Source organism: Streptomyces indicus, assembly GCF_900100315.1.
Lineage (GTDB): Bacteria > Actinomycetota > Actinomycetes > Streptomycetales > Streptomycetaceae > Streptomyces > Streptomyces indicus.
On record NZ_FNFF01000007.1, the window covers coordinates 19,415 to 39,950 of the forward strand.

Here is a 20,536-nt window from a genome sequence, read left to right on the forward strand (position 1 = left end):
GGCGGAGGGTGCCTGCCGACCCGGCTGTCAAGGCGGGCGGCGGGCAGGCGGTGCAGGGCGCTCCGCGCGTCACCGTCCGTGCCGCGACGTAACGTAGAGGAATGGTGACGGAGATCTTCGGTGTGGATATCGGCGGGTCCGGGATCAAGGGCGCGCCCGTGGATCTGGAGCGCGGGGACCTGGCGCAGCCGCGGCACAAGGTGCTGACCCCGCATCCGGCGACTCCGGAGGCGGTCGCCGGGGGTGTGCGGGAGGTCGTCGAGCACTTCGGGTGGTCCGGGCCGGTGGGCGTCACCTTTCCGGGGGTGGTGACCGGCGGAAGCACCATCCGGACCGCCGCCAACGTCGACAAGGGGTGGATCGACGTCGATGCGCGCGAGCTCCTGGGCGGGGCGCTCGGCGGACTGCCGGTGACCGTGCTCAATGACGCGGACGCGGCCGGGCTGGCCGAGATGCGCGTGGGCGCGGGCAAGGGGCGCGGTGGCACGGTGATGATGCTGACTTTCGGCACCGGGATCGGCAGCGCGCTCTTCGTCGACGGGCGCCTGGTGCCGAACACCGAGCTCGGGCACCTGGAGCTGCACGGCCACGACGCCGAGAAGCGGGCGTCCACGAAGGCCCGCGACGACGAGCAGCTGACCTGGGAGCACTGGGCCCGGCGGGTGCAGAAGTACCTGGCCCACCTGGAGATGCTGTTCTCGCCCGAGCTGTTCATCGTCGGGGGCGGGGTCAGCCGGAAGTCGCAGAAGTTCCTGCCCCTGATCGAGGGGATCAAGGCGGAGATCGTGCCGGCCGAGCTGCTCAACAATGCGGGGATCGTGGGCGCGGCCATGGCGGCCCGCGAGGAGCTGCCCGCCGCCTGAGGGTGAGGCGCGGGCGGGTGCGCGGGGCCGGTGGAACGCGTGCGCGGGGCCGGATGGAACGGGCCGCGCGGGGCCGGATGGAACGGGCGCACGGGGCCGGTGGAAACCGAACGAAGGGCCAAGCCACGCCAAAAGCGCGTGTCCCGTGCCCGTAATGCCGCAAAGGCCTGCCTACGTTGGATCAGTGGAGCAACACAGGACCCGGCCCGCCCGTGACGCGCAGCGTCGTCCCGCCCCTCTGCCGCCGCAGGCGCAGTCCCCCGACGCGGTGCCCGTCGCGCGTCGCGCGGTGCCGCGTCCGGCCGTGTCGGGGCCGCCGGCCGCGCGTGCGGTACGGGGTTCGGTGCAGGCCGTGCGCAAGGGGTACACGGCGGTACGGACGATGCCGAACCCGCGGCTCACGGGGCTGGGCGCCGGACTGTTCGCCACGGTCGTGCTGCTCTTCGTCGCCTGCGTGGACCGGCTGCTCTTCGACGGCTCGGTGGCCCTGTACGGGTTCTTCTTCCTGCCGGTCAGCGCCCTGACGGCGTGCTGGGTACGGCCCGCCGACCTGGTGACCGCGCCCGTCGCTGTGCCGATCGCGTTCGCGCTCGGGCTGCTGCCCATCGCGGGCGGCAGCGGGGGGTTCGGCGGCCAGCTGATGGGGCTGCTCACGGCGCTCGCGCTGAACGCGGGCTGGCTGTATGGGGGCACGCTGATCGCCGGGGTCATCTCCTCCGTACGGAAGATCCGCGAGATGGGCCGGCGCCGTGCGGCCCGCGCGGCAGCCCAGCGCCCGCCGCACCGGCGTACGGGCCGCGCCTGAGCCCCCTCGCAGGAACCGCTCCCCACACACAGGACAGCCGGCCGGACCCCAGGGTCCGGCCGACTGTTCCGTGTTCACGGAAAGCGAGGCGCCGTCAGGATCGTCGCCGCGGGCTCAGAGCTCGCCCGCCTCCGCCCGCAGATCCCTGCGCAGCTCCTTCGGCAGCGAGAACGTGATGGACTCCTCGGCGGCCTTGACCGTCTCGACGTCCTCGTAGCCGCGCTGGGCCAGCCACTCGAGGACCTCGTCGACCAGGACCTCGGGGACCGAGGCGCCGGAGGTGACGCCGACGGTGGAGACGCCCGCCAGCCACTTCTCGTCGATCTCCGAGGCGAAGTCGACCAGGTACGAGGCCTGCGCGCCCGCCTGGAGTGCGACCTCGACCAGGCGCTTGGAGTTGGAGGAGTTGCGGGAGCCGACCACGATCACCAGGTCCGCTTCCGCGCCCATCTGCTTGACCGCGAGCTGACGGTTCTGTGTGGCGTAGCAGATGTCGTCGGAAGGCGGGGAGACCAGGCCGGGGAACTTGGTCTTGAGGGCGTCGACCGTCTCCATGGTCTCGTCGACCGAAAGCGTGGTCTGGGAGAGCCAGACGACCTTCTCCGGGTCGCGGACCTCGACCTTCTCGACGTCCTTCGGGCCGTCGACCAGCTGGATGTGGTCGGGGGCCTCGCCGGAGGTGCCGATGACCTCCTCGTGGCCCTCGTGGCCGATCAGCAGGATGTCGTAGTCCTCGTTGGCGTACCGGATGGCTTCCTTGTGGACCTTGGTGACCAGCGGGCAGGTCGCGTCGATCGTGGCGAGGCGGCCGCGCTTGGCCTCCTCGTGGACGGTGGGGGCGACGCCGTGCGCGGAGAACATCACGATGTTGCCCGGCGGCACCTCCTCCGTCTGCTCGACGAAGATCGCGCCTTTGCGCTCCAGGGTCTGCACCACGTACTTGTTGTGGACGATCTCGTGGCGTACGTAGACCGGGGCCCCGTACTGCTCCAGGGCCTTCTCGACGGCGATCACGGCGCGGTCCACGCCCGCGCAGTAACCGCGGGGGGCGGCGAGCAGGACGCGGCGGGCTTGGGTCGGTGCAGTCATGCCTCCCATCGTAAGGCCGTGCCCAACAGGTCAAAGAGCCCCGCCTTGGGGAGACTGGGGCGTAGCCGAGCAGAGAGAGGCGCACGATGTCGGCGGAGCCTCACCACAACGCACCGGGCACACCGGACCCGCAGGGCGCCCCGGGCACACAGGGCGCATCGGACCCGCAGGGCGGACAGGGCGGACAGGACAGCCACACCGGGCTGCGGCGCAGTCTGGGCTTCCGGGATCTGGTCGTCTACGGCCTGCTGTTCATCGCCCCGATGGCACCCGTCGGAGTCTTCGGCGCCCTTGACGCCAAGTCGCACGGCGCGGTCGCCCTCGTCTACATCGTGGCGACGATCGCGATGGCGTTCACCGCGTACAGCTATGCGCAGATGGTGCGGGTCGTGCCACAGGCCGGCTCCGTGTTCGCGTACGCGCGGGCCGCCCTCGGGCGCGGGCCCGGTTTCATCGCCGGCTGGATGGCGATGCTCGACTATCTGCTGATCCCCGCGGTCGCGTACCTGTTCTGCGGGATCGCGATGAACGCGCTGGTGCCGGACGTCTCGCGGTGGGTGTGGACCGCGCTCGCGGTGGTGATCACGACCGCGCTGAACCTGACGGGCGTACGGACCGCGGCGAAGGCCGGCTTCCTGGTGCTCGCCATGGAGATCGTGGTGCTGGCCGTCTTCATGGTCTCGGCGATCGTGGTGCTCGTACGGGACGGGGCGCAGCGCGACTGGCTCTCGCCGCTGACCGGCGACGGGACCTTCGCGCTGTCGGCCGTGCTCGGGGCCGTGTCGATCGCGGTGCTCTCGTATCTCGGCTTCGACGCGATCGCCTCCTTCGCCGAGGAGGTGACGGGCGGGTCGGCGAAGGTGGCGCGGGCGGTGCTGTTCTGTCTGGCGCTCGCCGGCTTCCTGTTCATCGCGCAGACGTATCTGGTCGCGCTCCTTGAACCGATGTCCTCGGCCGAGCTGGCGGCCGCCCCCGAGAAGCAGGGGTCCGCGTTCTACGACGCGGTGGACGCCTCGGTCGGTACGTGGCTGCACGACCTCGTGGCCGTGTCCAAGGCGATCGGCGCGGCCTTCGCGGCGCTCGCCGGGCAGGCGGCGGCGGGGCGGCTGCTGTTCGCGATGGGCCGGGACCGGCGGCTGCCGAAGCTGCTCTCGCGCACGGACTCGGGTACGCCCCGGGTCGCGCTCTCCATCGCCGCGGTGATCACGCTGGTCGCCGCGGTGTGGGCGGCGTCCCGTGACGACGGCATGGACCACCTGGTCTCGGTCGTGGACATCGGCGCGCTCGTCGCGTTCACGATGCTGCACGCGTCGGTGGTGGCCTGGTTCGCGGTGAAGAAGCGGGGCGGGGCGGTCAGCTGGTGGCGGCATGTACTGGTGCCCGTGCTCGGTGCGGCCATCGCGATCGCGGTGATCGTGGAGGCCTCGCGGGCCGCGCAGGTGGTGGGCGCCTGCTGGCTGGTGGTCGGGCTCGTGGTGCTGTTCGTGCAGCGGGGCCGGGTGGAAGGCGCACCGGAGTCCGCCCGCTGAGCCGCGGGGCCGGGTGGAAGGGGCGCACGGCCGAACCGACCCGCTGACCGGCCGCGTTGTCGGCGCGCGCCACTACTCTCCTACGCATGGCTCTGAACACATCCGCCGAGGCGCCCCTGCCCGTGGGCGAGGTGTCGCGGCTCATCGGAGGCTGGATCGACCGGCTCGGGGCGGTGTGGGTCGAGGGGCAGATCACCCAGCTGTCGCGGCGGCCCGGCGCGGGCGTGGTGTTCCTGACGCTGCGCGACCCCTCGCACGACATCTCCGTCAGCGTCACCTGCTTCCGGTCCGTCTTCGACGCCGTCGCCGACGTGGTCTCCGAAGGGGCGCGGGTCGTGGTGCTCGCGAAGCCCGAGTGGTACGCGCCGCGCGGGCAGCTCTCGCTCAGGGCCACCGAGATAAAGCCGGTGGGCGTCGGTGAACTGCTCGCGCGGATCGAGCAGTTGAAGAAGTCCCTGGCCGGCGAAGGGCTGTTCGCGCGCGAGCGCAAGAAGCGGCTGCCGTTCCTGCCGCAGCTGATCGGCCTGGTCACGGGCCGCGCCTCGGCGGCCGAGCGGGACGTACTCGAAAATGCCCGGCACCGCTGGCCGGCCGTCCGCTTCGAGGTGCGGAACGTGGCGGTGCAGGGTGTGCACGCGGTGCCGCAAGTGGTGCAGGCGGTCAAGGAGCTCGACGAGCTGGACGCCGTGGACGTGATCATCGTGGCGCGCGGCGGCGGCAGCGTGGAGGATCTGCTGCCGTTCTCGGACGAGCAGCTGATCAGGGCCGTCTCCGCCTGCCGTACACCCGTGGTGTCCGCGATCGGGCACGAGCCGGACTCTCCGCTGCTCGACCTGGTGGCGGACCTGAGGGCGTCCACGCCCACGGACGCGGCGAAGAAGGTCGTGCCCGACGTGGGCGAGGAGCTGGACCGGGTGCAGCTGATGCGCGACCGGGCGCGGCGGGCCGTGGACATACTGCTCGACCGCGAGGAGCGCGGGCTCGCCGTCGCGATGTCGCGGCCCTCGATGGAGCATCCGCACCGGATGGTCGACGAGCGCGAGCAGCAGGTCGACCAGCTCCTGGAGCGCGGTCGGCGCACCCTCGGGCATCTGCTCGACCGCGCCGACTCCGAGCTGATCCACACCCTGGCCCGCGTGGTGGCCCTCTCCCCCGCAGCCACGCTCCAGCGCGGTTACGCGGTGCTGCAACGCGGCGACGGCTCGGTGGTCCGCACAGCGGCGGAGGTCGAGCCGGGCGAGGCGCTGCGGGCACGGGTGGCGGACGGCGAGTTCACGGTCGCGCGCACGGACGGCGGCACATCGGGCACGGGCGCGAGTGCGGGCACGGACACTGGCGCGGACACGGGCACCGGCACTGGTGCGGGCACTGGCACCGGCACCGGCACCGGCACCGGCACGAACGAAGACGCGGGCACTGGCACGAACGAAGAGGAGAACGGGTCATGAGCGTGACCGAAGAGACGCTGGGATACGAGCAGGCCCGCGACGAACTGGTCGACGTGGTGCGCAGGTTGGAGGCCGGCGGCACCACGCTGGAGGAGTCACTTGCCCTGTGGGAGCGCGGCGAGGAACTGGCAAAGGTCTGCCGCCGCTGGCTGGACGGCGCCCGGGCCCGCCTGGACGCTGCGCTGGCGGCGGAGGAGGACGAGGGCGAGGACGAGAAGTAGCTCGCCCTCACGCCCCCGCACACGCGAAAGCCCCCGGTGACAGGCCGGGGGCTTTCGCGTGTACGGGGGGGGACGGGCGCCGTTCGCCGCGGGGCACGGCACACGGGGCTCGGGGCGTCTGCCCCGGACAACCTCAAGGCCCAGGGAGTGGCGGGGGTCGGCCCCAGGTAACCCCCAAGGCCGGGGGGCCGGGAGCGGCAGCCCCCGATCAACCCCAAGGCCGGGGGGCCGGGGGGCGTCAGCCCCCCGAACAACCCACCGCCGCGGAGCGGCGGAGCAGGGTGCGCCGGTGCGGCGCGGCACCTAGGGCCAGCCCCTCAGACCCGCCCTCAGACCGTCGTGACGACATCCTCATACGCCAGCCGCGGCGACCGCGGGAACCAGGCGTCCTCACCGGGCTTGCCGATGTTGACCACCATCAGCGGGGTGTGGTCGTCGTCCAGGAACTCCTTCTGGACGCCGGCGAAGTCGAGACCGGTCATCGGGCCCGCGGCCAGACCGGCGGCACGGACGCCGATGATGAAGTACGCGGCCTGCAGCGCGGCGTTGAGGACCGCGGACTGCTCGCGGACCGGACGCTCGCCGAAGAAGAGGTCCTTGGCCTGCGGGAAGTGCGGGAGCAGCGCGGGCAGCTCCTCGTGGAACTCGTTGTCCGCGGAGAGGATCGCGACCAGCGGGGCGGCGGCGGTCTTCGGCTGGTTGCCCTCGGCCATGTGCTTGACCAGACGCTCACGGGCCTCGGCGGAGCGGACCAGCGTGATGCGCAGCGGAGTCTGGTTGAAGGCGGTCGGGCCGTACTTCACCAGGTCGTAAATCGCCTGAACCTGCTCGTCGGTCACCGGCTCGTCGGTGAACGTGTTGGCGGTGCGGGCCTCGCGGAAGAGGAGGTCCTGAGCGGCGGCGTCGAGTGCGAGGGTCATGCGAGGCAACCTTTTCGGGCGGTACGGAGTGGGGGCGGCGTCCCGACCGGGACCGCATTCCGTTGGCGGACGGAATGATCGATCATCGATCGGGTCGACGGTTACGACCATAGGCCCGTTACGTTGAAAGTTCAACCAAGACTAGGGCGGAGTGATCCGCTTCACAGGCGGACCGGACGGACCGCCCCCGCACCCCCGGAAGGCTCAGGCCTGGTCCGCCGGAGCCGGGCGCAGAGCCTCGGCGACCTTCACCAGGCTCTTGAAGGAGCCGCTGCCCGTGACGACGGTGGTGGCGCCGTTCTCCTGGAGGACGAGGGCGTCGTACGCCTCACCCTCGTAGCGCTTCCACTCCTTGCCGCCGACGCGCTCGGTCTTCCCGGTGTCCGCGGCCTCCTGCGTCTTGTCCGCGATGAACGGGCCCGGCTTGCCCGAGGTCTGCTCGACCGCGACGTACTTGCCGTCGGGGCCGTGGAAGCCCAGGTGCCAGTGCTCGTCGTCGGCGCCGCGGTAGCGCACCGAGGTCGCCTTCCACTCCTCGGGCAGGCCCTGCGGGGCGAGCACCGGGTACGAGGCCGCGCGGGACGCCGTCGCGAGCTCGACCTTGTAGTCCACGCGCTGGGTCGGGGTCGCCGACTCGTCGTGCGGGATGAAGACGTAGATCACCGCGACGACGGCCCCGATGACCAGCATCGAGAGGACCATGTCCCGGACTGTCTGCGCTGTCGTTCTGCCTTTGCTGCCTGCCACGCCCCCCATGGTCGCAGGTGCGCGAGTCCGCCCTGTGCGCAGGTCCGCCAGTCCGGCAGGGCAGCCGCGAGGACGAGGGACGTCCGTCCTGTGCCCCGGTGCGGGGTCCGCTCAGAAGTGACCCCCCCTGCTCATTTTGTCGACGTAACGATAGAGTCCGGGGGTACACCCTCATCCGGCCGTCGCCGTTCCCAAGAGAGGTTCGCTCCGATGACCGAGCACCAGCACCACCTGCCCTCCGAGCTCGAGGTCCCCTCCGAAGCTCCCGATCGCAACCTCGCCCTGGAGCTCGTCCGGGTCACCGAAGCCGCCGCCATGGCCGCCGGCCGCTGGGTCGGCCGCGGCGACAAGAACGGCGCGGACGGTGCGGCCGTGCGCGCCATGCGGACCCTGGTCTCGACCGTCTCGATGAACGGCGTGGTCGTCATCGGCGAGGGCGAGAAGGACGAGGCGCCGATGCTCTTCAACGGCGAGCGGATCGGTGACGGCACCGGCGCCGAGTGCGACATCGCCGTGGACCCGATCGACGGCACCACGCTGACGGCCAAGGGCATGCCGAACGCGATCGCGGTGCTCGCCGCCGCCGACCGGGGCACGATGTTCGACCCGTCGGCCGTGTTCTACATGGACAAGCTGGTCACCGGCCCCGAGGCCGCGGACTACGTGGACATCAACGCGCCGGTGTCGGTGAACATCCGCCGGGTCGCGAAGGCGAAGAAGGCCGCGCCCGAGGACGTCACCGTGGTCATCCTGGACCGCCCGCGCCACGAGGGGATCATCAAGGAGATCCGCGAGACCGGCGCCCGGATCAAGCTGATCTCGGACGGCGACGTGGCCGGCTCGATCCTCGCGGTGCGCGAGGGCACGGGTGTCGACCTGCTGCTCGGTGTCGGCGGGACGCCGGAGGGCATCATCTCGGCCTGCGCGATCAAGTGCCTCGGCGGTGTGATCCAGGGCAAGCTCTGGCCCAAGGACGAGGCCGAGCGGCAGCGGGCCCTGGACGCCGGCCACGACCTGGACCGCGTCCTGTCGACGAACGACCTGGTCTCCGGCGAGAACGTCTTCTTCGTCGCCACCGGCATCACGGACGGCGAGCTGCTGCGCGGGGTGCGCTACCGCTCCGAGACGGCCACGACCTCGTCGCTGGTCATGCGCTCGAAGTCGGGCACGATCCGCCAGATCGACTCGGAGCATCGCCTGGCGAAGCTGCGCGCCTACAGCGCCGTGGACTTCGACCGCGCCCGCTAGCAGTGCGCGCGTGCGGGGCGCCCTTCCTCCGAAGGGCGCCCCGCACGCGTGACGACGGCGACTAGCCGGCCGCGGCTATGCGCGTAACCGCGTGCGCCGACTTCTGCAGCTCCACATCACGGCGCCTGCGGCGGGCCAGGACCACCCTGCGTTCCGCGGCGGTCAGGCCGCCCCAGACTCCGTAGGGCTCGGGCTGGAGCAAGGCGTGTTCGCGGCATTCGACCATCACCGGACAGCGGGCGCAGACCCGCTTCGCGGCCTGTTCGCGGGACAGGCGCGCGGCCGTGGGCTCCTTGGACGGGGCGAAGAACAGCCCTGCTTCGTCACGCCGGCACACCGCCTCCGTGTGCCAGGGGACTTCCGAATCACGCGTCGGCACCCTCTGTGTCGGGATCGCGGGGATCGCGGTGACCGGAAGGGACTGATGCGGAGGGTGCAGCACGGTCTACTCCTGACGACGGATTCGCAAGCGAGTGACGATGCAGCAGCCCTACCCGCTGTGCGCGGGCCTATGCACTGAGTTCCGATGTGCGGAAGCCGCCGATCACTACCGGCCAGTCCGTGAGCCCGGTCAACCGCCGTGCGCTCCTGGTCAGTTGAGGTGCTTGCGCATGTGCCGGGCCACCGTGCGGCCCACGTACTTGTGCAGGTCCTCGATGAACTTGCCGCGCTTGGGGCGCGCCTCGATGTTGCCGAGCACCGCGTAGCCATCGACGAAGACCACGGGCGCGCCGGACTCGGCGGAGTCCAGGGCCTCGACCTCGAAGTTGCCGAAGATGCCGCTGCCGCTGCCGCGCAGCGAGATGTTCTCGGGGACCTTCACCTCGACGTTGCCGAACACCGAGACGGCCTTGATGACCACCTGCTGGTACTCGAAGATCGCCTCGGTGAGGTCGATCTCGACATTGCCGAAGACCGCGTACGCGTGCGTCCTGCGGCCCACGCGCCAGCGGCCCTTGCGGGTGGTGGAGCTGAAGACGGCGACCAGGTTCTCGTCGGCGGTGGCCGGGACCGCGCCCGGGGTCGGCTGGTCGCCGACGGGGGCGGCGGGCTGCGGCGCATGGTGGGCGCCGGGCAGGTCCGCGACGTACGGCTCCAGCTCGGCCACGGTCTTGGCCTGATACACCCCCTCGATCCGCTCGGCGTGCTCGTCGGCGGTGAGCCGGCCCTCGGCGAGCGCGGCCGCCAGGATCTCGGCCGTGCGGTCGCGGTCCGCGTCCGAGGCGCGCAGGCCCACGGGCCGGGGTGCCGGGTCGGCGAGCGCGGGGGCCGGCCGCTCGGGCTCGGCCTTCTTCAGCGAAGGCTTCGGCTCGGGCTCGGTGTCGGGCTGCTTTTCGAGGTCCACATCCAGCAGCATACGAAACGCGATAGATCGCGACTACCCCGTGAACCCGACAACTGAGCCTTACCTCACAAGTTCAGGGACGCTCCCGGGTCCTACCCTTAAGGGTGCTTGCCAACAGGACGTCAAGCCGCTGTCTGTCGAATAGAGGAATGGCCCGAGATGCCGGAGTTCGCGTACACCGATCTGCTGCCGACCGGTGAGGACACCACCCCGTACCGCCTGGTGACGTCGGAGGGTGTCTCGACCGTCGAGGGGCCGGACGGCCGGACGTTCCTGAAGGTGGAGCCGGAGGCGCTGCGCAGGCTCGCGGAAGAGGCCATCCACGACATCCAGCACTACCTGCGCCCGGCCCACCTCGCGCAGCTGCGCCGGATCATCGACGACCCGGAGGCGAGCGGCAACGACAAGTTCGTCGCGCTCGACCTGCTGAAGAACGCCAACATCGCGGCGGCCGGCGTGCTGCCCATGTGCCAGGACACCGGTACGGCGATCGTCATGGGCAAGCGCGGGCAGAACGTGCTGACCGAGGGCGGCGACGAGAAGGCTCTGTCCAAGGGCATCTACGACGCGTACCAGAACCTGAACCTGCGCTACTCGCAGATGGCCCCGCTGACCATGTGGGACGAGAAGAACACCGGCTCCAACCTGCCGGCGCAGATCGAGCTGTACGCCACCGACGGCGGTGCGTACAAGTTCCTCTTCATGGCCAAGGGCGGCGGCTCGGCCAACAAGTCCTTCCTGTACCAGGAGACGAAGGCCGTCCTGAACGAGGCCTCCATGATGAAGTTCCTGGAGGAGAAGATCCGCTCGCTCGGTACGGCCGCCTGCCCGCCGTACCACCTCGCGATCGTCGTCGGCGGTACGAGCGCCGAGTTCGCTCTGAAGACCGCCAAGTACGCCTCCGCGCACTACCTGGACGAGCTGCCCGCCGAGGGCTCCGAGCTCGGCCACGGCTTCCGCGACAAGGAGCTGGAGCAGAAGGTCTTCGAGCTGACGCAGAAGCTCGGCATCGGCGCCCAGTTCGGCGGCAAGTACTTCTGCCACGACGTACGCGTGGTGCGCCTGCCCCGGCACGGCGCCTCCTGCCCGGTGGCGATCGCGGTGTCCTGCTCGGCCGACCGCCAGGCCCTGGCGAAGATCACGGCCGAGGGCGTCTTCCTGGAGGAGCTGGAGAAGGACCCGGCGCGCTTCCTGCCGGACACGACCGACGAGCACCTTTCGGACGGGTCCGACGAGGACGTCGTACGGATCGACCTCAACCGGCCGATGGACGAGATCCTCGCCGAGCTCACCAAGTACCCGGTCAAGACCCGCCTCTCGCTGACCGGCCCGCTGGTCGTGGCGCGCGACATCGCGCACGCCAAGATCAAGGCGCGGCTCGACGCGGGCGGCGAGATGCCGCAGTACCTCAAGGACCACCCGGTCTACTACGCGGGCCCCGCCAAGACCCCCGCGGGCTACGCGTCCGGTTCGTTCGGGCCGACGACGGCCGGGCGGATGGACAGTTACGTGGAGCAGTTCCAGGCGGCGGGCGGCTCCATGGTGATGCTCGCGAAGGGCAACCGGTCCAAGCAGGTCACCGACGCGTGCGACACGCACGGCGGCTTCTACCTCGGCTCGATCGGCGGCCCGGCCGCGCGCCTCGCGCAGGACTGCATCAAGAAGATCGAGGTCATCGACAACGAGGACGACGGCATGGAGGCCGTCTGGAAGATCGAGGTCGAGGACTTCCCGGCCTTCATCGTGGTCGACGACAAGGGCAACGACTTCTTCCAGGAGCCGGCGGGACCGCCGACCATCCTGAACATTCCGGTGCGGGCGCCCGGCCAGGCGTAGCAGCAGGGGGGCTGGACAGTCCCCTCCCTCCCGGGGGCCACACCGGCCCGTCCAGGCTATCGGCCCCCACTGACAACCCCCGGGTATCCCCCGGATATCCCCCGGCCACACCAACGGGTCACCCTCCGCAGTCGTCCGATTGCGGAGGGTGTTCGCGTATCCAAGGGTGGGACCTACCGTGATCGCATCGGGCGCGCCGTGCCCGTACGGAAGGACCCGTCCCCATGCACCGGAAACAGCTCCTGACCGTCGCACTGTCCGCCGCCCTGTGCGGAACGCTCGCACTCGGCTCGGCCGTGTCGGCCGCGCCCAAGGAACCCAGCCCGGCCGCCGCGGGGTCGGACCAGGAGCCGCCGCGGCTCCCTCCGCTGCCGTCGCTCACCACGCCGCCGCCCGCGCAGCCGGGCGGTCAGGAGCCGGCCGCGGCGCCGAGCCCCACGCCCTGGTTCACCTTCCCGACGTTCTCCTGGCCGCCGGCGCCGAACGCCTCGCAGCAGCCGGGCGCCTCGCAGCCGGCCGGGCAGGCCAGCGGCGACCCCACGCCGGACCCGTCCCAGTCGCCGTACCCGGAGTTCGAGGGCGCCGACCTGCCCGGCAAGCGCAAGGCGCTGGCGAAGACCTGGAAGACCATCGGCAAGTTCGGCAACGGCGCCGGTGACGTGGCCGACTTCGCCGGTACGGTGCTGGGCGGCGAGAAGGACCCGAAGGTGCTCCTGGCCGCCGAACTGAAGGCCAACGCCAGCCTCGACAACCTGCTCGGCGGGTTCGCGGGCGGCCCGCCGCGCTCCGACCGGGCCAAGGCGTACCGCGTCCTGGAAGGCACGATCCAGGCGCTCAAGGCGGAGAACAAGGCGATCCGCGAGGCCGCGGCGAAGGGCGACCTGCCGGGTACCGCGATCCACGCGGGCTTCTCGATGATGCACATGTCCTTCCTGGCCGCCGATGTGTTCGTGAACATCGCGCTGAGCGTGGTCGGCCAGGTGCTGCCGTTCGAGCTGCCCGAGTTCACGTTCACGCCGCCGAAGAACGCGAACCAGGCGCAGAACCCTCAGCAGAACGCCAACCCGGCGCAGAACCCGCAGCAGAACGCGAGTCCCGCGCCGAACGCCGGCAGCGGCCGATGACGGCGGTCTGAGATGAGCATCGAGGACCCGACACCGACACCCGACGGGCCCGGCGGCCCCGAGCCGGGCATCGAGCCGCCCGCGCCGGGGATGGAATCCCTGACCCCCGGCACCGAGCCGAACCCCGCGGCCGCCACCGCCGCGGCGGCCGCGGCGGCCACGGCACAGGCGACCGCGGGCATGGAGGAAGAGGCGCGGCGCCGAGCCGGGGCCGAGGGGGCGCGGGACGCGAAGAACACGCAGGACACGCAGGACGCGAAGGGCTCGGTGGACCCCGGTGGCGGAGACGGGGGCGGCGGAGGAGACGGCGAGGGGAGCGGTGACAGGGACGGTGACCGGGGTGACGAGCCCGAGACCCCCGCCACCGGGGTCTGGCCGCGCCGCCTGGAGCGGGTCAACTGGGTCGTCCTGGGCCTGACCGCCGTCGCCACGGTCGTCACCGCGGCCCTCTACTTCTCCGAGGACGTGGACGCGGGGCACACCCAGCGCGACAACTGGGCGCCGCTGGTGATCTGTTCCGTCCTGTTCGCCCTGAGCCTCGCGGCCGCGCTGCTGCGTCCCTTCCTGCTCACGACCAAGCGCTGCGTGCTGATGTCGGTCGCGGCCACCGCGGTCTTCATCCTCGGCACGGTCACGATCTGGCAGATCGTCAACAACGACAAGAACATCAACACGATCGTCGGCACCGCAGTGAAGTCGGACGCCGAGACGAAGAAGGTGCTCGGCGAGTACTTCGGGCCGAAGGTGATGGGGCAGCTGAAGCTGATCCCGACCGGACTCTTCATCCAGGGCGCGAAGTTCACGGGCCCGCAGGAGGTCGAGGTCAACGGCTACGTGTGGCAGCGCTACACGAAGGACATCCCGGAGAGCAGCCGCGCGGTGACCTTCCCCGAGGCACCCGACGGGTACTCGATGGACGAGGTCTACAAAGTGGACCTGCCCAACGGGCAGCAGGTGCGCGGCTGGCACTTCAACCTGACCCTGCGGCAGAAGTTCAGCTACTCCAAGTACCCGCTGGACAAGCAGAACATCTGGCTGCGGATGTGGACGGTCAGCGCGTTCGAGCCCGAGATGATCGTGCCCGACTTCTCCTCGTACCCGCCGTGGAAGTACGACCGCCTGGGCCTGGACCAGTCGATCGTGTCCGAGGGCTGGAGCCCGTACTACACGGCGTACAGCTATCAGGAGCACGAGTACTCGATGACCTATGGCGTACGGCCCTTCGCCGGGCCCAACGTCAAGGCGCCGGACATGTACTTCAACATCGGGGTCGCGCGCAGCTACGCGGGGCCGATGACCGGCAAGCTGCTCCAGTCGCTGTTCATCGCCGCGATCATGTTCCTGGCGCTCTTCGTGTACACGAAGGACGACCGGCGCAATCCGCGGTTCGGGTTCTCGACCTGGACGGCGATCTCGTTCGCGGTGTCGCTGCTGCTCGTGGTGGTGGTGGACCAGACGCAGATCCGCGAGATCGTCGGCGACACCTCGCTCAGTTACATGGAGTTCTTCGCGATCGCCCAGTACGTGGTGATCATGGGCATCTTCGCCAACGCGATCATTCTCGGTACGGAGACGAAGGTGCGGGCCCTGGAGTGGCGGGACAACCTGCTGCCGACGCTTCTGTACTGGCCGGTTCTGATCGGGCTGTTCTTCGTGTTCACGGTGATCGTGTTCGCGGAGTAGGGCGGGTCGCCCGGCATCTCAGGACGGGGCGAGGCGGGGGTCCGGCGCGCGGCGCCGGACCCCCGCCTCCTCCGTTCTTCGACCGCCTCACCCGCCGGCGCGGCCCACGTCCTCGAACAGCGTGCGCGCCTTCGCCGTGAACACCGCGCCCCAGGCCGCGTTCTCGAACGCGGGCTCCTTCGGGCGCGAGCTGGTCACGGCGACCTGGACGTCCTCGCCTTCGGGCGTACGGGCGTACCAGGGGCCGCCGCTCGCGCCGTGCGTCATACGGCAGGGCGCCAGCTGCTCGCCGCCCTTGAGGCGCTCGTCGGTGATCGCCGTGACCGGGCCCGAGCAGTACTGGAGGGTCTCGCCGTCGTACGGCTTGTCGACCGGGTAGCCGAGCGCCGTCTTCTCCCCCGCCACCGGCTCGAAGACCGCGCGGCGCGCGCCGGTCACGTCCTCGACGCGGCGGCCCTGTTCGTCCGGGCCGAGGAGCAGGAAGGCGAAGTCCGCCTCGTGGTCCTCGCCGCTCTGCCAGGCCGCGTCGACACCGCCGGACTTCGCCACGTAACTCCCGTACGGGGCCTCGCCCTTGTCGTACGCCGGCACGAAGATCATCCGCTTCATCCAGCCGCCCGCCGCGTTCAGGTACACGCAGTGCGCGGCCGTGGCGACGACGCTGCGGTTGCCGGAGCGGACCACGGCGGCGGTGCAGGAGGCGTCGCGCTCGGGACCGCCCTCTTTGGCCGGGCGGATCGTCAGGAAGAGCTTGCCGACGTTGCGCACGGGTTCGGCGCCGAGAGTCCAGGGGACGCCGCCGGGGCGCTCCTCGTCGCCTGCGGGCGCGCTGCGGACGGCTGCGTCGCCGGGCGGGATGCCGTCGGCGACGGCGTCGGGCGGGATGCTGTCGGCCGCACGCATGCGTTCCGGGGTCCAGTAGGCGCGGGTCGCGGCCTCGGAGGCGTCCGGGGCGTAGGCGGCGGGACCCGAGGGGGCCCGGAGGGGCTGGCCGGTGGCGGCCTGCGGGGTGAGCGTGGTCGCCAGGAGTGCTCCCGCGACTACGGAGAGTATTCCGATCATGTCTCGAACATAAGACGGGCGCCGGATCGCGGCTCGTCGGAGAGGGCCGGTGCGGGAATAGCGGGTACTCGGCTGCTGCTCTCCGTAACAACGACCCCTGCGGGAGGCATGGCGATGACGCACGACGCGGACGCGTACCGGATCGAGCACGACTCCATGGGCGAGGTGCGGGTGCCCGCGCACGCCAAGTGGCGCGCGCAGACCCAGCGCGCCGTGCAGAACTTCCCGGTCTCCGGGCAGCGCATCGAGCGCGCCCACATCCGGGCCCTCGCGCAGATCAAGGGCGCGGCGGCGAAGGTGAACGCGTCGCTCGGCGTGATCGACAAGGACGTCGCCGAGGCCATCGAGGCGGCGGCGGCCGAGGTCGCCGAGGGGAAGTGGGACGAGCACTTCCCGGTGGACGTGTTCCAGACCGGCTCCGGCACCTCGTCCAACATGAACACCAACGAGGTGATCGCCACCCTCGCGAGCGAGCGGCTCGGCCGGGACGTACACCCCAACGACCATGTGAACGCCTCCCAGTCCTCCAACGACGTGTTCCCGTCCTCGATCCACATCGCCGCGACCGAGGCGGTCACGCGGGATCTGATCCCGGCGCTCGAGCACCTCGCCGCGTCGCTGGAGCGCAAGTCCGGGGAGTTCGCCGAGGTCGTGAAGTCGGGGCGGACGCATCTGATGGACGCCACGCCCGTCACGCTGGGCCAGGAGTTCGGCGGGTACGCGGCCCAAGTCCGGTACGGAGTCGAGCGGTTGAAGGCCTCGCTCCCCCGGCTCGCGGAGCTGCCGCTCGGCGGGACCGCGGTCGGTACGGGGATCAACACCCCGGCCGGGTTCTCGGCCGCGGTGATCGAGGAGGTCGCCGAGGCCACCGGGCTGCCCCTGACCGAGGCCCGCGACCACTTCGAGGCGCAGGGCGCGCGGGACGGCCTGGTCGAGACCTCGGGCCAGCTGCGGACGATCGCGGTCGGCCTCACGAAGATCGCGAATGATCTGCGGTGGATGGCCTCGGGCCCGCGCACCGGGCTCGCCGAGATCAACCTGCCGGATCTCCAGCCGGGTTCGTCGATCATGCCGGGCAAGGTCAACCCGGTGATCCCGGAGGCCGTGCTCATGGTGGCGGCCCAGGTGCAGGGCAACGACGTGACGGTGTCGGTGGCGGGAGCGGCGGGGAACTTCGAGCTCAACGTCATGCTGCCGGTCCTCGCGAAGAACGTCCTTGAGTCGGTCCGCCTGCTCGCCAACGCCTCGCGGCTGCTTGCCGACCGCACGGTGGACGGGATCACCGCGAACGCCGAGCGGGCCCGCGAGTACGCCGAGTCCTCGCCGTCCGTCGTGACCCCGCTCAACAAGTACATCGGGTACGAGGAGGCGGCGAAGGTCGCGAAGAAGTCCCTCGCCGAGCGCAGGACGATCCGGGAGGTCGTGCTCGAGTCGGGTTATGTCGAGCGGGGGTTGCTCACGGAGGAGCAGCTCGACCAGGCGCTCGACGTGCTGCGGATGACACGGCCGTGACCGGATCTCCCTCGGGCCCCGGCCGGGCGGCCACCTAATATCTGGTCATGGAAGAGCACGCGATCACCGCCGACGGAGTGGAGCGCTGGGCGCCGGGGAGCCACATCCTGTGGCGCTACCGGGAGAACGGCGGCGACGCCGTGCACATCTGCCGCCCCGTGACCGTCGTCCGCGACACCGCCGACCTGCTCGCCGTGTGGATGGCGCCCGGCACCGAGTGCGTACGGCCGGTGCTCGCCGACGGCACGCCCGTCCACCACGAGCCCCTGGCCACCCGCTACACCAAGCCGCGCGCCGTCGTACGCGACCGGTGGCACGGCACCGGGGTGCTCAAGCTGGCCCGGCCCGGCGAGGCCTGGTCGGTGTGGCTGTTCTGGGAGCAGGGCTGGCGGTTCAAGAACTACTACGTCAACCTCGAGGAGCCGCTGGCCCGTTGGTCGGGCGGCGTGGACTCCGAGGACCACTTCCTCGACATCTCCGTACAGCCCGACCGCCGCTGGCATTGGCGAGATGAGGACGAGTTCGCCGAGGCCCAGCGCGTCGGTCTGATGGACGCCGCGCAGGCACGCGCGGTGCGGCAGGCGGGTCGTGCGGCGGTGGAGGTTGTACGGGCCTGGGGGTCGCCGTTCTGCGACGGGTGGCCGCAGTGGCGCCCGGATCCGGCCTGGCGCAGGCCGGTTCTGCCGGAGGACTGGGATCGTACGCCCGCGCATGTGTCCACATGAGACCCTTGATGCGCCCCCATGGTCCAAACGTAGGATCAACGTCCGGAAGTGTTAACTCGCGGGGCTTGCGCACGGCTTGACGGAGCGTCACTGAGGGGTGGCAAGGACGTGAACCAAGAGAACGTGCGGGGCTCGATCGACGGACGGATTCCACACGCGTGACGGAGCACCCCACCTCCCACGACGCCGGCCGAACGGCAGCGGCCGGCGCGACCGGCCCCGCGGAAGCCCGCGGGGCGGTCCTGCAATCCCAGTCGCAGCCCCAGCCGCCGCAGGACAACGCTGCCAAGGGGTTACCCGCCCAGGGTGACCGCGGCGCCGCCGAGCCGCCCGCCGCCACCGAGCACGCGCAGGTGCCGGAAGGGCCCGCGGCCGCCGAGGCGCGCCCGGGGGCACGGTCCGCGGCACGGCCCGGGGCGCGCCCGGACACCGGTGCCGCGCCTGATGCCGGCACCTCCGGCGACGGCGGGGTGCCCGGGGCGCGCGGCAACGGCGGCGAGCGCGGGAACGGACGCGGGACCGAGCACGGCTCCGGACCCGGCTCCGGGCGCGGCAGTGAGCGCGGCTCCGGACGCGGTGGCGACAAGGCGCGGCGTGAGGGCGACCGGCTGCGGTTCGTGGGCTCCGCGACCCGGCGGATCGCCCGCGGCATGGACCTCGACGAGATCGTGATGGGGCTGTGCCGGTCCACCGTGCCCACGTTCTCCGACTCGATCCTGGTGTATCTGCGCGATCCGCTGCCCGTGGGCGAGGAGCGGCCCGTCGGGCCCGTGGTGCTGCGGCTGCGCCGCACCGACCGGATACCCGACGCCCCCGAGGACACCGAGGACTCCCTGTCCGACGGTGTGCTCCAGCCCGTCCTCCAGCTCCAGCCGGACGCCGCGCCGGCCGCCGAGCTGTGCGAGGTGCGGGCCGGCGGGGCGCTGGCCGAAGTGCTGCGCGGGGTGCGGCCGGTGTTCGGGGAGTCGGACACCGCGCGGGCCGCGCTGCCCGAACTGCTCGGCGAGGAGCGGTCGTTGCCCAGCCCGCGGCGGGTGATCCTCGCGCCGCTGCGCGGGCGCCGGCGGGTGATCGGCGCGGCGGTGTTCCTGCGCCGGCCCGAGCGGGCCGCCTTCGAGGCGGACGACCTGCTGGTCGCGGCCCAGCTCGCCACGCACACCGCGCTCGGGATCGACAAGGCGGTCCTGTACGGGCGCGAGGCGTACATCGCCGACGAGTTGCAGCGCACGATGCTGCCCGAGACGCTGCCGCAGCCCACGGGCGTGAAGCTCGCGAGCCGCTATCTGCCGGCCGCGGAGACCGCCCGGGTGGGCGGTGACTGGTACGACGCGATTCCGCTGCCGGGCAGCCGGGTCGCCCTCGTGGTCGGCGACGTCATGGGGCACTCGATGACCTCCGCCGCGATCATGGGGCAGCTCAGGACGACGGCGCAGACGCTCGCCGGGCTCGACCTGCCGCCGCAGGAGGTGCTGCACCACCTGGACGAGCAGGCGCAGCGGCTCGGTTCGGACCGGATGGCCACCTGTCTGTACGCGGTGTACGACCCGGTGTCGCACCGCATCACCATCGCCAACGCCGGGCATCCGCCGCCGGTCCTGCTGCACATCGGCGGGCGTGCCGAGGTGCTGCGGGTGCCCGCGGGTGCGCCGATCGGCGTGGGCGGGGTGGACTTCGAGGCCGTGGAGCTGGACGCGCCGGCCGGGGCGACGCTGCTCCTGTACACGGACGGCCTGGTGGAGTCGCGGCTGCGCGATGTGTGGACCGGGATCGAGCAGCTGCGGGAACGGCTGGCCGCCGCGGCCGAGTTGACCGGGCAGGACCACTCGCCGCCGCTGGAGGCGCTGTGCGACGACGTGCTCGACATGCTCGGTCCGGGCGACCGGGACGACGACATCGCTTTGCTCGCGGCCCGGTTCGACGGGATCGCGCCGAGTGATGTCGCGTACTGGTACCTGGAGCCCGAGGACTCGGCGCCCTCGCGTGCGCGGCGTCTGGCGCGGCGGGCGCTGGAGCGCTGGGACCTCGAGTCGCATACGGATGCGGTGGAGCTGCTGGTGAGCGAGGTCGTGACGAACGCGGTGCGGTACGCGTCACGGCCCATAACGCTGCGGCTGCTCCGGACCGATGTGCTGCGGTGCGAAGTCGTGGACGACGTACCGCAGTTGCCGCGGCTGCGGCAGGCGCGGGCTACGGATGAGGGTGGGCGCGGGCTGTATCTGGTGAACCGGATGGCTCGGCGGTGGGGGGCTACGCGGTTGTCCACCGGGAAGGTTGTGTGGTTCGAGTTGAATCGGTGAGGCGGGGTTCTCGGGCCTTTCGGGTGCGGGTGGGGTGTGGTTGCGGTGGGGGCGGTTTTCCCCTACCCGCCCCTTCCCGAAA

General features: G+C 71.3%; 18 protein-coding genes. 12 read left to right on the forward strand and 6 right to left on the reverse strand.

The annotated features are described in order from the left end of the window. Positions 1-101: 101 nt before the first annotated feature. Entirely contained in the window at positions 102-863 is a 762-nt protein-coding gene (ppgK, locus tag BLT97_RS18500) for a polyphosphate--glucose phosphotransferase (RefSeq protein ID WP_093611590.1), read from the forward strand. Positions 864-1,047: 184 nt separating this feature from the next. Next, positions 1,048-1,668, forward strand: a complete 621-nt coding sequence (locus tag BLT97_RS18505; protein WP_093611592.1) for a DUF6542 domain-containing protein — start codon at positions 1,048-1,050, stop codon at positions 1,666-1,668. A 114-nt stretch (positions 1,669-1,782) separates the two neighbouring features. On the opposite strand, the gene BLT97_RS18510 is transcribed toward BLT97_RS18505, so the two are convergent. Continuing rightward, on the reverse strand, positions 1,783-2,757 hold the full coding sequence (locus BLT97_RS18510) for a 4-hydroxy-3-methylbut-2-enyl diphosphate reductase (protein WP_093611594.1): 975 nt from the start codon (positions 2,755-2,757) through the stop codon (positions 1,783-1,785). 86 nt (positions 2,758-2,843) lie between these two features. Between BLT97_RS18510 and BLT97_RS18515 the strand changes: the two genes are divergently transcribed. The 3 genes from BLT97_RS18515 to BLT97_RS18525 all read left to right on the forward strand — a co-directional run bounded on the left by BLT97_RS18515 (position 2,844) and on the right by BLT97_RS18525 (position 5,955). Further along, a complete protein-coding gene (locus BLT97_RS18515; protein ID WP_093611596.1) occupies positions 2,844-4,286 on the forward strand; it encodes an APC family permease in 1,443 nt (480 codons plus the stop codon). An 86-nt stretch (positions 4,287-4,372) separates the two neighbouring features. Then, complete coding sequence (gene xseA / locus BLT97_RS18520; protein ID WP_093611598.1) at positions 4,373-5,734, forward strand: exodeoxyribonuclease VII large subunit; 1,362 nt, start codon at positions 4,373-4,375, stop codon at positions 5,732-5,734. Then, on the forward strand, positions 5,731-5,955 hold the full coding sequence (locus BLT97_RS18525; protein WP_093611600.1) for an exodeoxyribonuclease VII small subunit: 225 nt from the start codon (positions 5,731-5,733) through the stop codon (positions 5,953-5,955). The genes xseA and BLT97_RS18525 overlap by 4 nt, the downstream gene beginning before the upstream one ends. Before the next feature lie 329 nt (positions 5,956-6,284). Here BLT97_RS18525 and BLT97_RS18530 read toward each other — a convergent pair whose 3' ends face one another. Continuing rightward, positions 6,285-6,875 (reverse strand): malonic semialdehyde reductase, encoded by a 591-nt coding sequence (locus BLT97_RS18530; RefSeq protein WP_093611602.1) that lies wholly within the window; start codon positions 6,873-6,875, stop codon positions 6,285-6,287. Between the two features lie 204 nt (positions 6,876-7,079). Further along, the gene (locus BLT97_RS18535) at positions 7,080-7,577 is read right to left on the reverse strand and encodes a DUF4245 domain-containing protein (protein WP_093611604.1); all 498 of its coding nucleotides are present in this window, start codon (positions 7,575-7,577) and stop codon (positions 7,080-7,082) included. A gap of 255 nt (positions 7,578-7,832) precedes the next feature. On the opposite strand from BLT97_RS18535, the gene glpX reads away from it, so the two are divergent. Beyond that, positions 7,833-8,870, forward strand: coding sequence for a class II fructose-bisphosphatase (gene glpX / locus BLT97_RS18540; RefSeq protein WP_093611606.1), 1,038 nt, complete (start codon positions 7,833-7,835; stop codon positions 8,868-8,870). A gap of 61 nt (positions 8,871-8,931) precedes the next feature. On the opposite strand, the gene BLT97_RS18545 is transcribed toward glpX, so the two are convergent. Together BLT97_RS18545 and BLT97_RS18550 are read right to left on the reverse strand one after the other, a co-directional pair. After that, positions 8,932-9,312 carry a WhiB family transcriptional regulator gene (locus BLT97_RS18545; RefSeq protein WP_093611608.1) on the reverse strand — a complete coding sequence of 127 codons (381 nt, stop codon included), beginning with the start codon at positions 9,310-9,312 and terminating at the stop codon, positions 8,932-8,934. Positions 9,313-9,462: 150 nt separating this feature from the next. Continuing rightward, entirely contained in the window at positions 9,463-10,215 is a 753-nt protein-coding gene (locus BLT97_RS18550; RefSeq protein WP_245769407.1) for a DUF1707 SHOCT-like domain-containing protein, read from the reverse strand. Between the two features lie 159 nt (positions 10,216-10,374). On the opposite strand from BLT97_RS18550, the gene BLT97_RS18555 reads away from it, so the two are divergent. The 3 genes from BLT97_RS18555 to BLT97_RS18565 all read left to right on the forward strand — a co-directional run bounded on the left by BLT97_RS18555 (position 10,375) and on the right by BLT97_RS18565 (position 14,858). Further along, the gene (locus BLT97_RS18555; protein WP_093611612.1) at positions 10,375-12,051 is read left to right on the forward strand and encodes a fumarate hydratase; all 1,677 of its coding nucleotides are present in this window, start codon (positions 10,375-10,377) and stop codon (positions 12,049-12,051) included. Positions 12,052-12,275: 224 nt separating this feature from the next. After that, positions 12,276-13,175 carry a hypothetical protein gene (locus BLT97_RS18560; RefSeq protein WP_093611614.1) on the forward strand — a complete coding sequence of 300 codons (900 nt, stop codon included), beginning with the start codon at positions 12,276-12,278 and terminating at the stop codon, positions 13,173-13,175. A gap of 12 nt (positions 13,176-13,187) precedes the next feature. After that, a complete protein-coding gene (locus BLT97_RS18565) occupies positions 13,188-14,858 on the forward strand; it encodes a hypothetical protein (protein WP_093611616.1) in 1,671 nt (556 codons plus the stop codon). Between the two features lie 87 nt (positions 14,859-14,945). Here BLT97_RS18565 and BLT97_RS18570 read toward each other — a convergent pair whose 3' ends face one another. After that, on the reverse strand, positions 14,946-15,920 hold the full coding sequence (locus tag BLT97_RS18570; RefSeq protein ID WP_093611618.1) for a trypsin-like serine peptidase: 975 nt from the start codon (positions 15,918-15,920) through the stop codon (positions 14,946-14,948). Between the two features lie 114 nt (positions 15,921-16,034). Between BLT97_RS18570 and BLT97_RS18575 the strand changes: the two genes are divergently transcribed. From BLT97_RS18575 to BLT97_RS18585, 3 genes are all read left to right on the forward strand, one after another. After that, a complete protein-coding gene (locus BLT97_RS18575; protein ID WP_093612156.1) occupies positions 16,035-17,432 on the forward strand; it encodes a class II fumarate hydratase in 1,398 nt (465 codons plus the stop codon). A gap of 47 nt (positions 17,433-17,479) precedes the next feature. Then, positions 17,480-18,157 (forward strand): cytidylyl-2-hydroxypropylphosphonate hydrolase, encoded by a 678-nt coding sequence (fomD, locus tag BLT97_RS18580; RefSeq protein WP_093611620.1) that lies wholly within the window; start codon positions 17,480-17,482, stop codon positions 18,155-18,157. Positions 18,158-18,315: 158 nt separating this feature from the next. Continuing rightward, complete coding sequence (locus BLT97_RS18585; RefSeq protein WP_093611622.1) at positions 18,316-20,454, forward strand: SpoIIE family protein phosphatase; 2,139 nt, start codon at positions 18,316-18,318, stop codon at positions 20,452-20,454. The last annotated feature ends 82 nt before the right edge of the window (positions 20,455-20,536 follow it).

Coding starts and splice junctions, on each gene's coding strand:
- ppgK (WP_093611590.1), top strand. CDS start 102: ATGGTGACGGAGATCTTCGGTGTGGATATCGGCGGGTCCGGGATCAAG.
- BLT97_RS18510 (WP_093611594.1), bottom strand. CDS start 2,757: ATGACTGCACCGACCCAAGCCCGCCGCGTCCTGCTCGCCGCCCCCCGC.
- BLT97_RS18515 (WP_093611596.1), top strand. CDS start 2,844: ATGTCGGCGGAGCCTCACCACAACGCACCGGGCACACCGGACCCGCAG.
- xseA (WP_093611598.1), top strand. CDS start 4,373: ATGGCTCTGAACACATCCGCCGAGGCGCCCCTGCCCGTGGGCGAGGTG.
- BLT97_RS18525 (WP_093611600.1), top strand. CDS start 5,731: ATGAGCGTGACCGAAGAGACGCTGGGATACGAGCAGGCCCGCGACGAA.
- BLT97_RS18530 (WP_093611602.1), bottom strand. CDS start 6,875: ATGACCCTCGCACTCGACGCCGCCGCTCAGGACCTCCTCTTCCGCGAG.
- BLT97_RS18535 (WP_093611604.1), bottom strand. CDS start 7,577: ATGGTCCTCTCGATGCTGGTCATCGGGGCCGTCGTCGCGGTGATCTAC.
- glpX (WP_093611606.1), top strand. CDS start 7,833: ATGACCGAGCACCAGCACCACCTGCCCTCCGAGCTCGAGGTCCCCTCC.
- BLT97_RS18555 (WP_093611612.1), top strand. CDS start 10,375: ATGCCGGAGTTCGCGTACACCGATCTGCTGCCGACCGGTGAGGACACC.
- BLT97_RS18560 (WP_093611614.1), top strand. CDS start 12,276: ATGCACCGGAAACAGCTCCTGACCGTCGCACTGTCCGCCGCCCTGTGC.
- BLT97_RS18565 (WP_093611616.1), top strand. CDS start 13,188: ATGAGCATCGAGGACCCGACACCGACACCCGACGGGCCCGGCGGCCCC.
- BLT97_RS18570 (WP_093611618.1), bottom strand. CDS start 15,920: ATGATCGGAATACTCTCCGTAGTCGCGGGAGCACTCCTGGCGACCACG.
- BLT97_RS18575 (WP_093612156.1), top strand. CDS start 16,035: ATGACGCACGACGCGGACGCGTACCGGATCGAGCACGACTCCATGGGC.
- fomD (WP_093611620.1), top strand. CDS start 17,480: ATGGAAGAGCACGCGATCACCGCCGACGGAGTGGAGCGCTGGGCGCCG.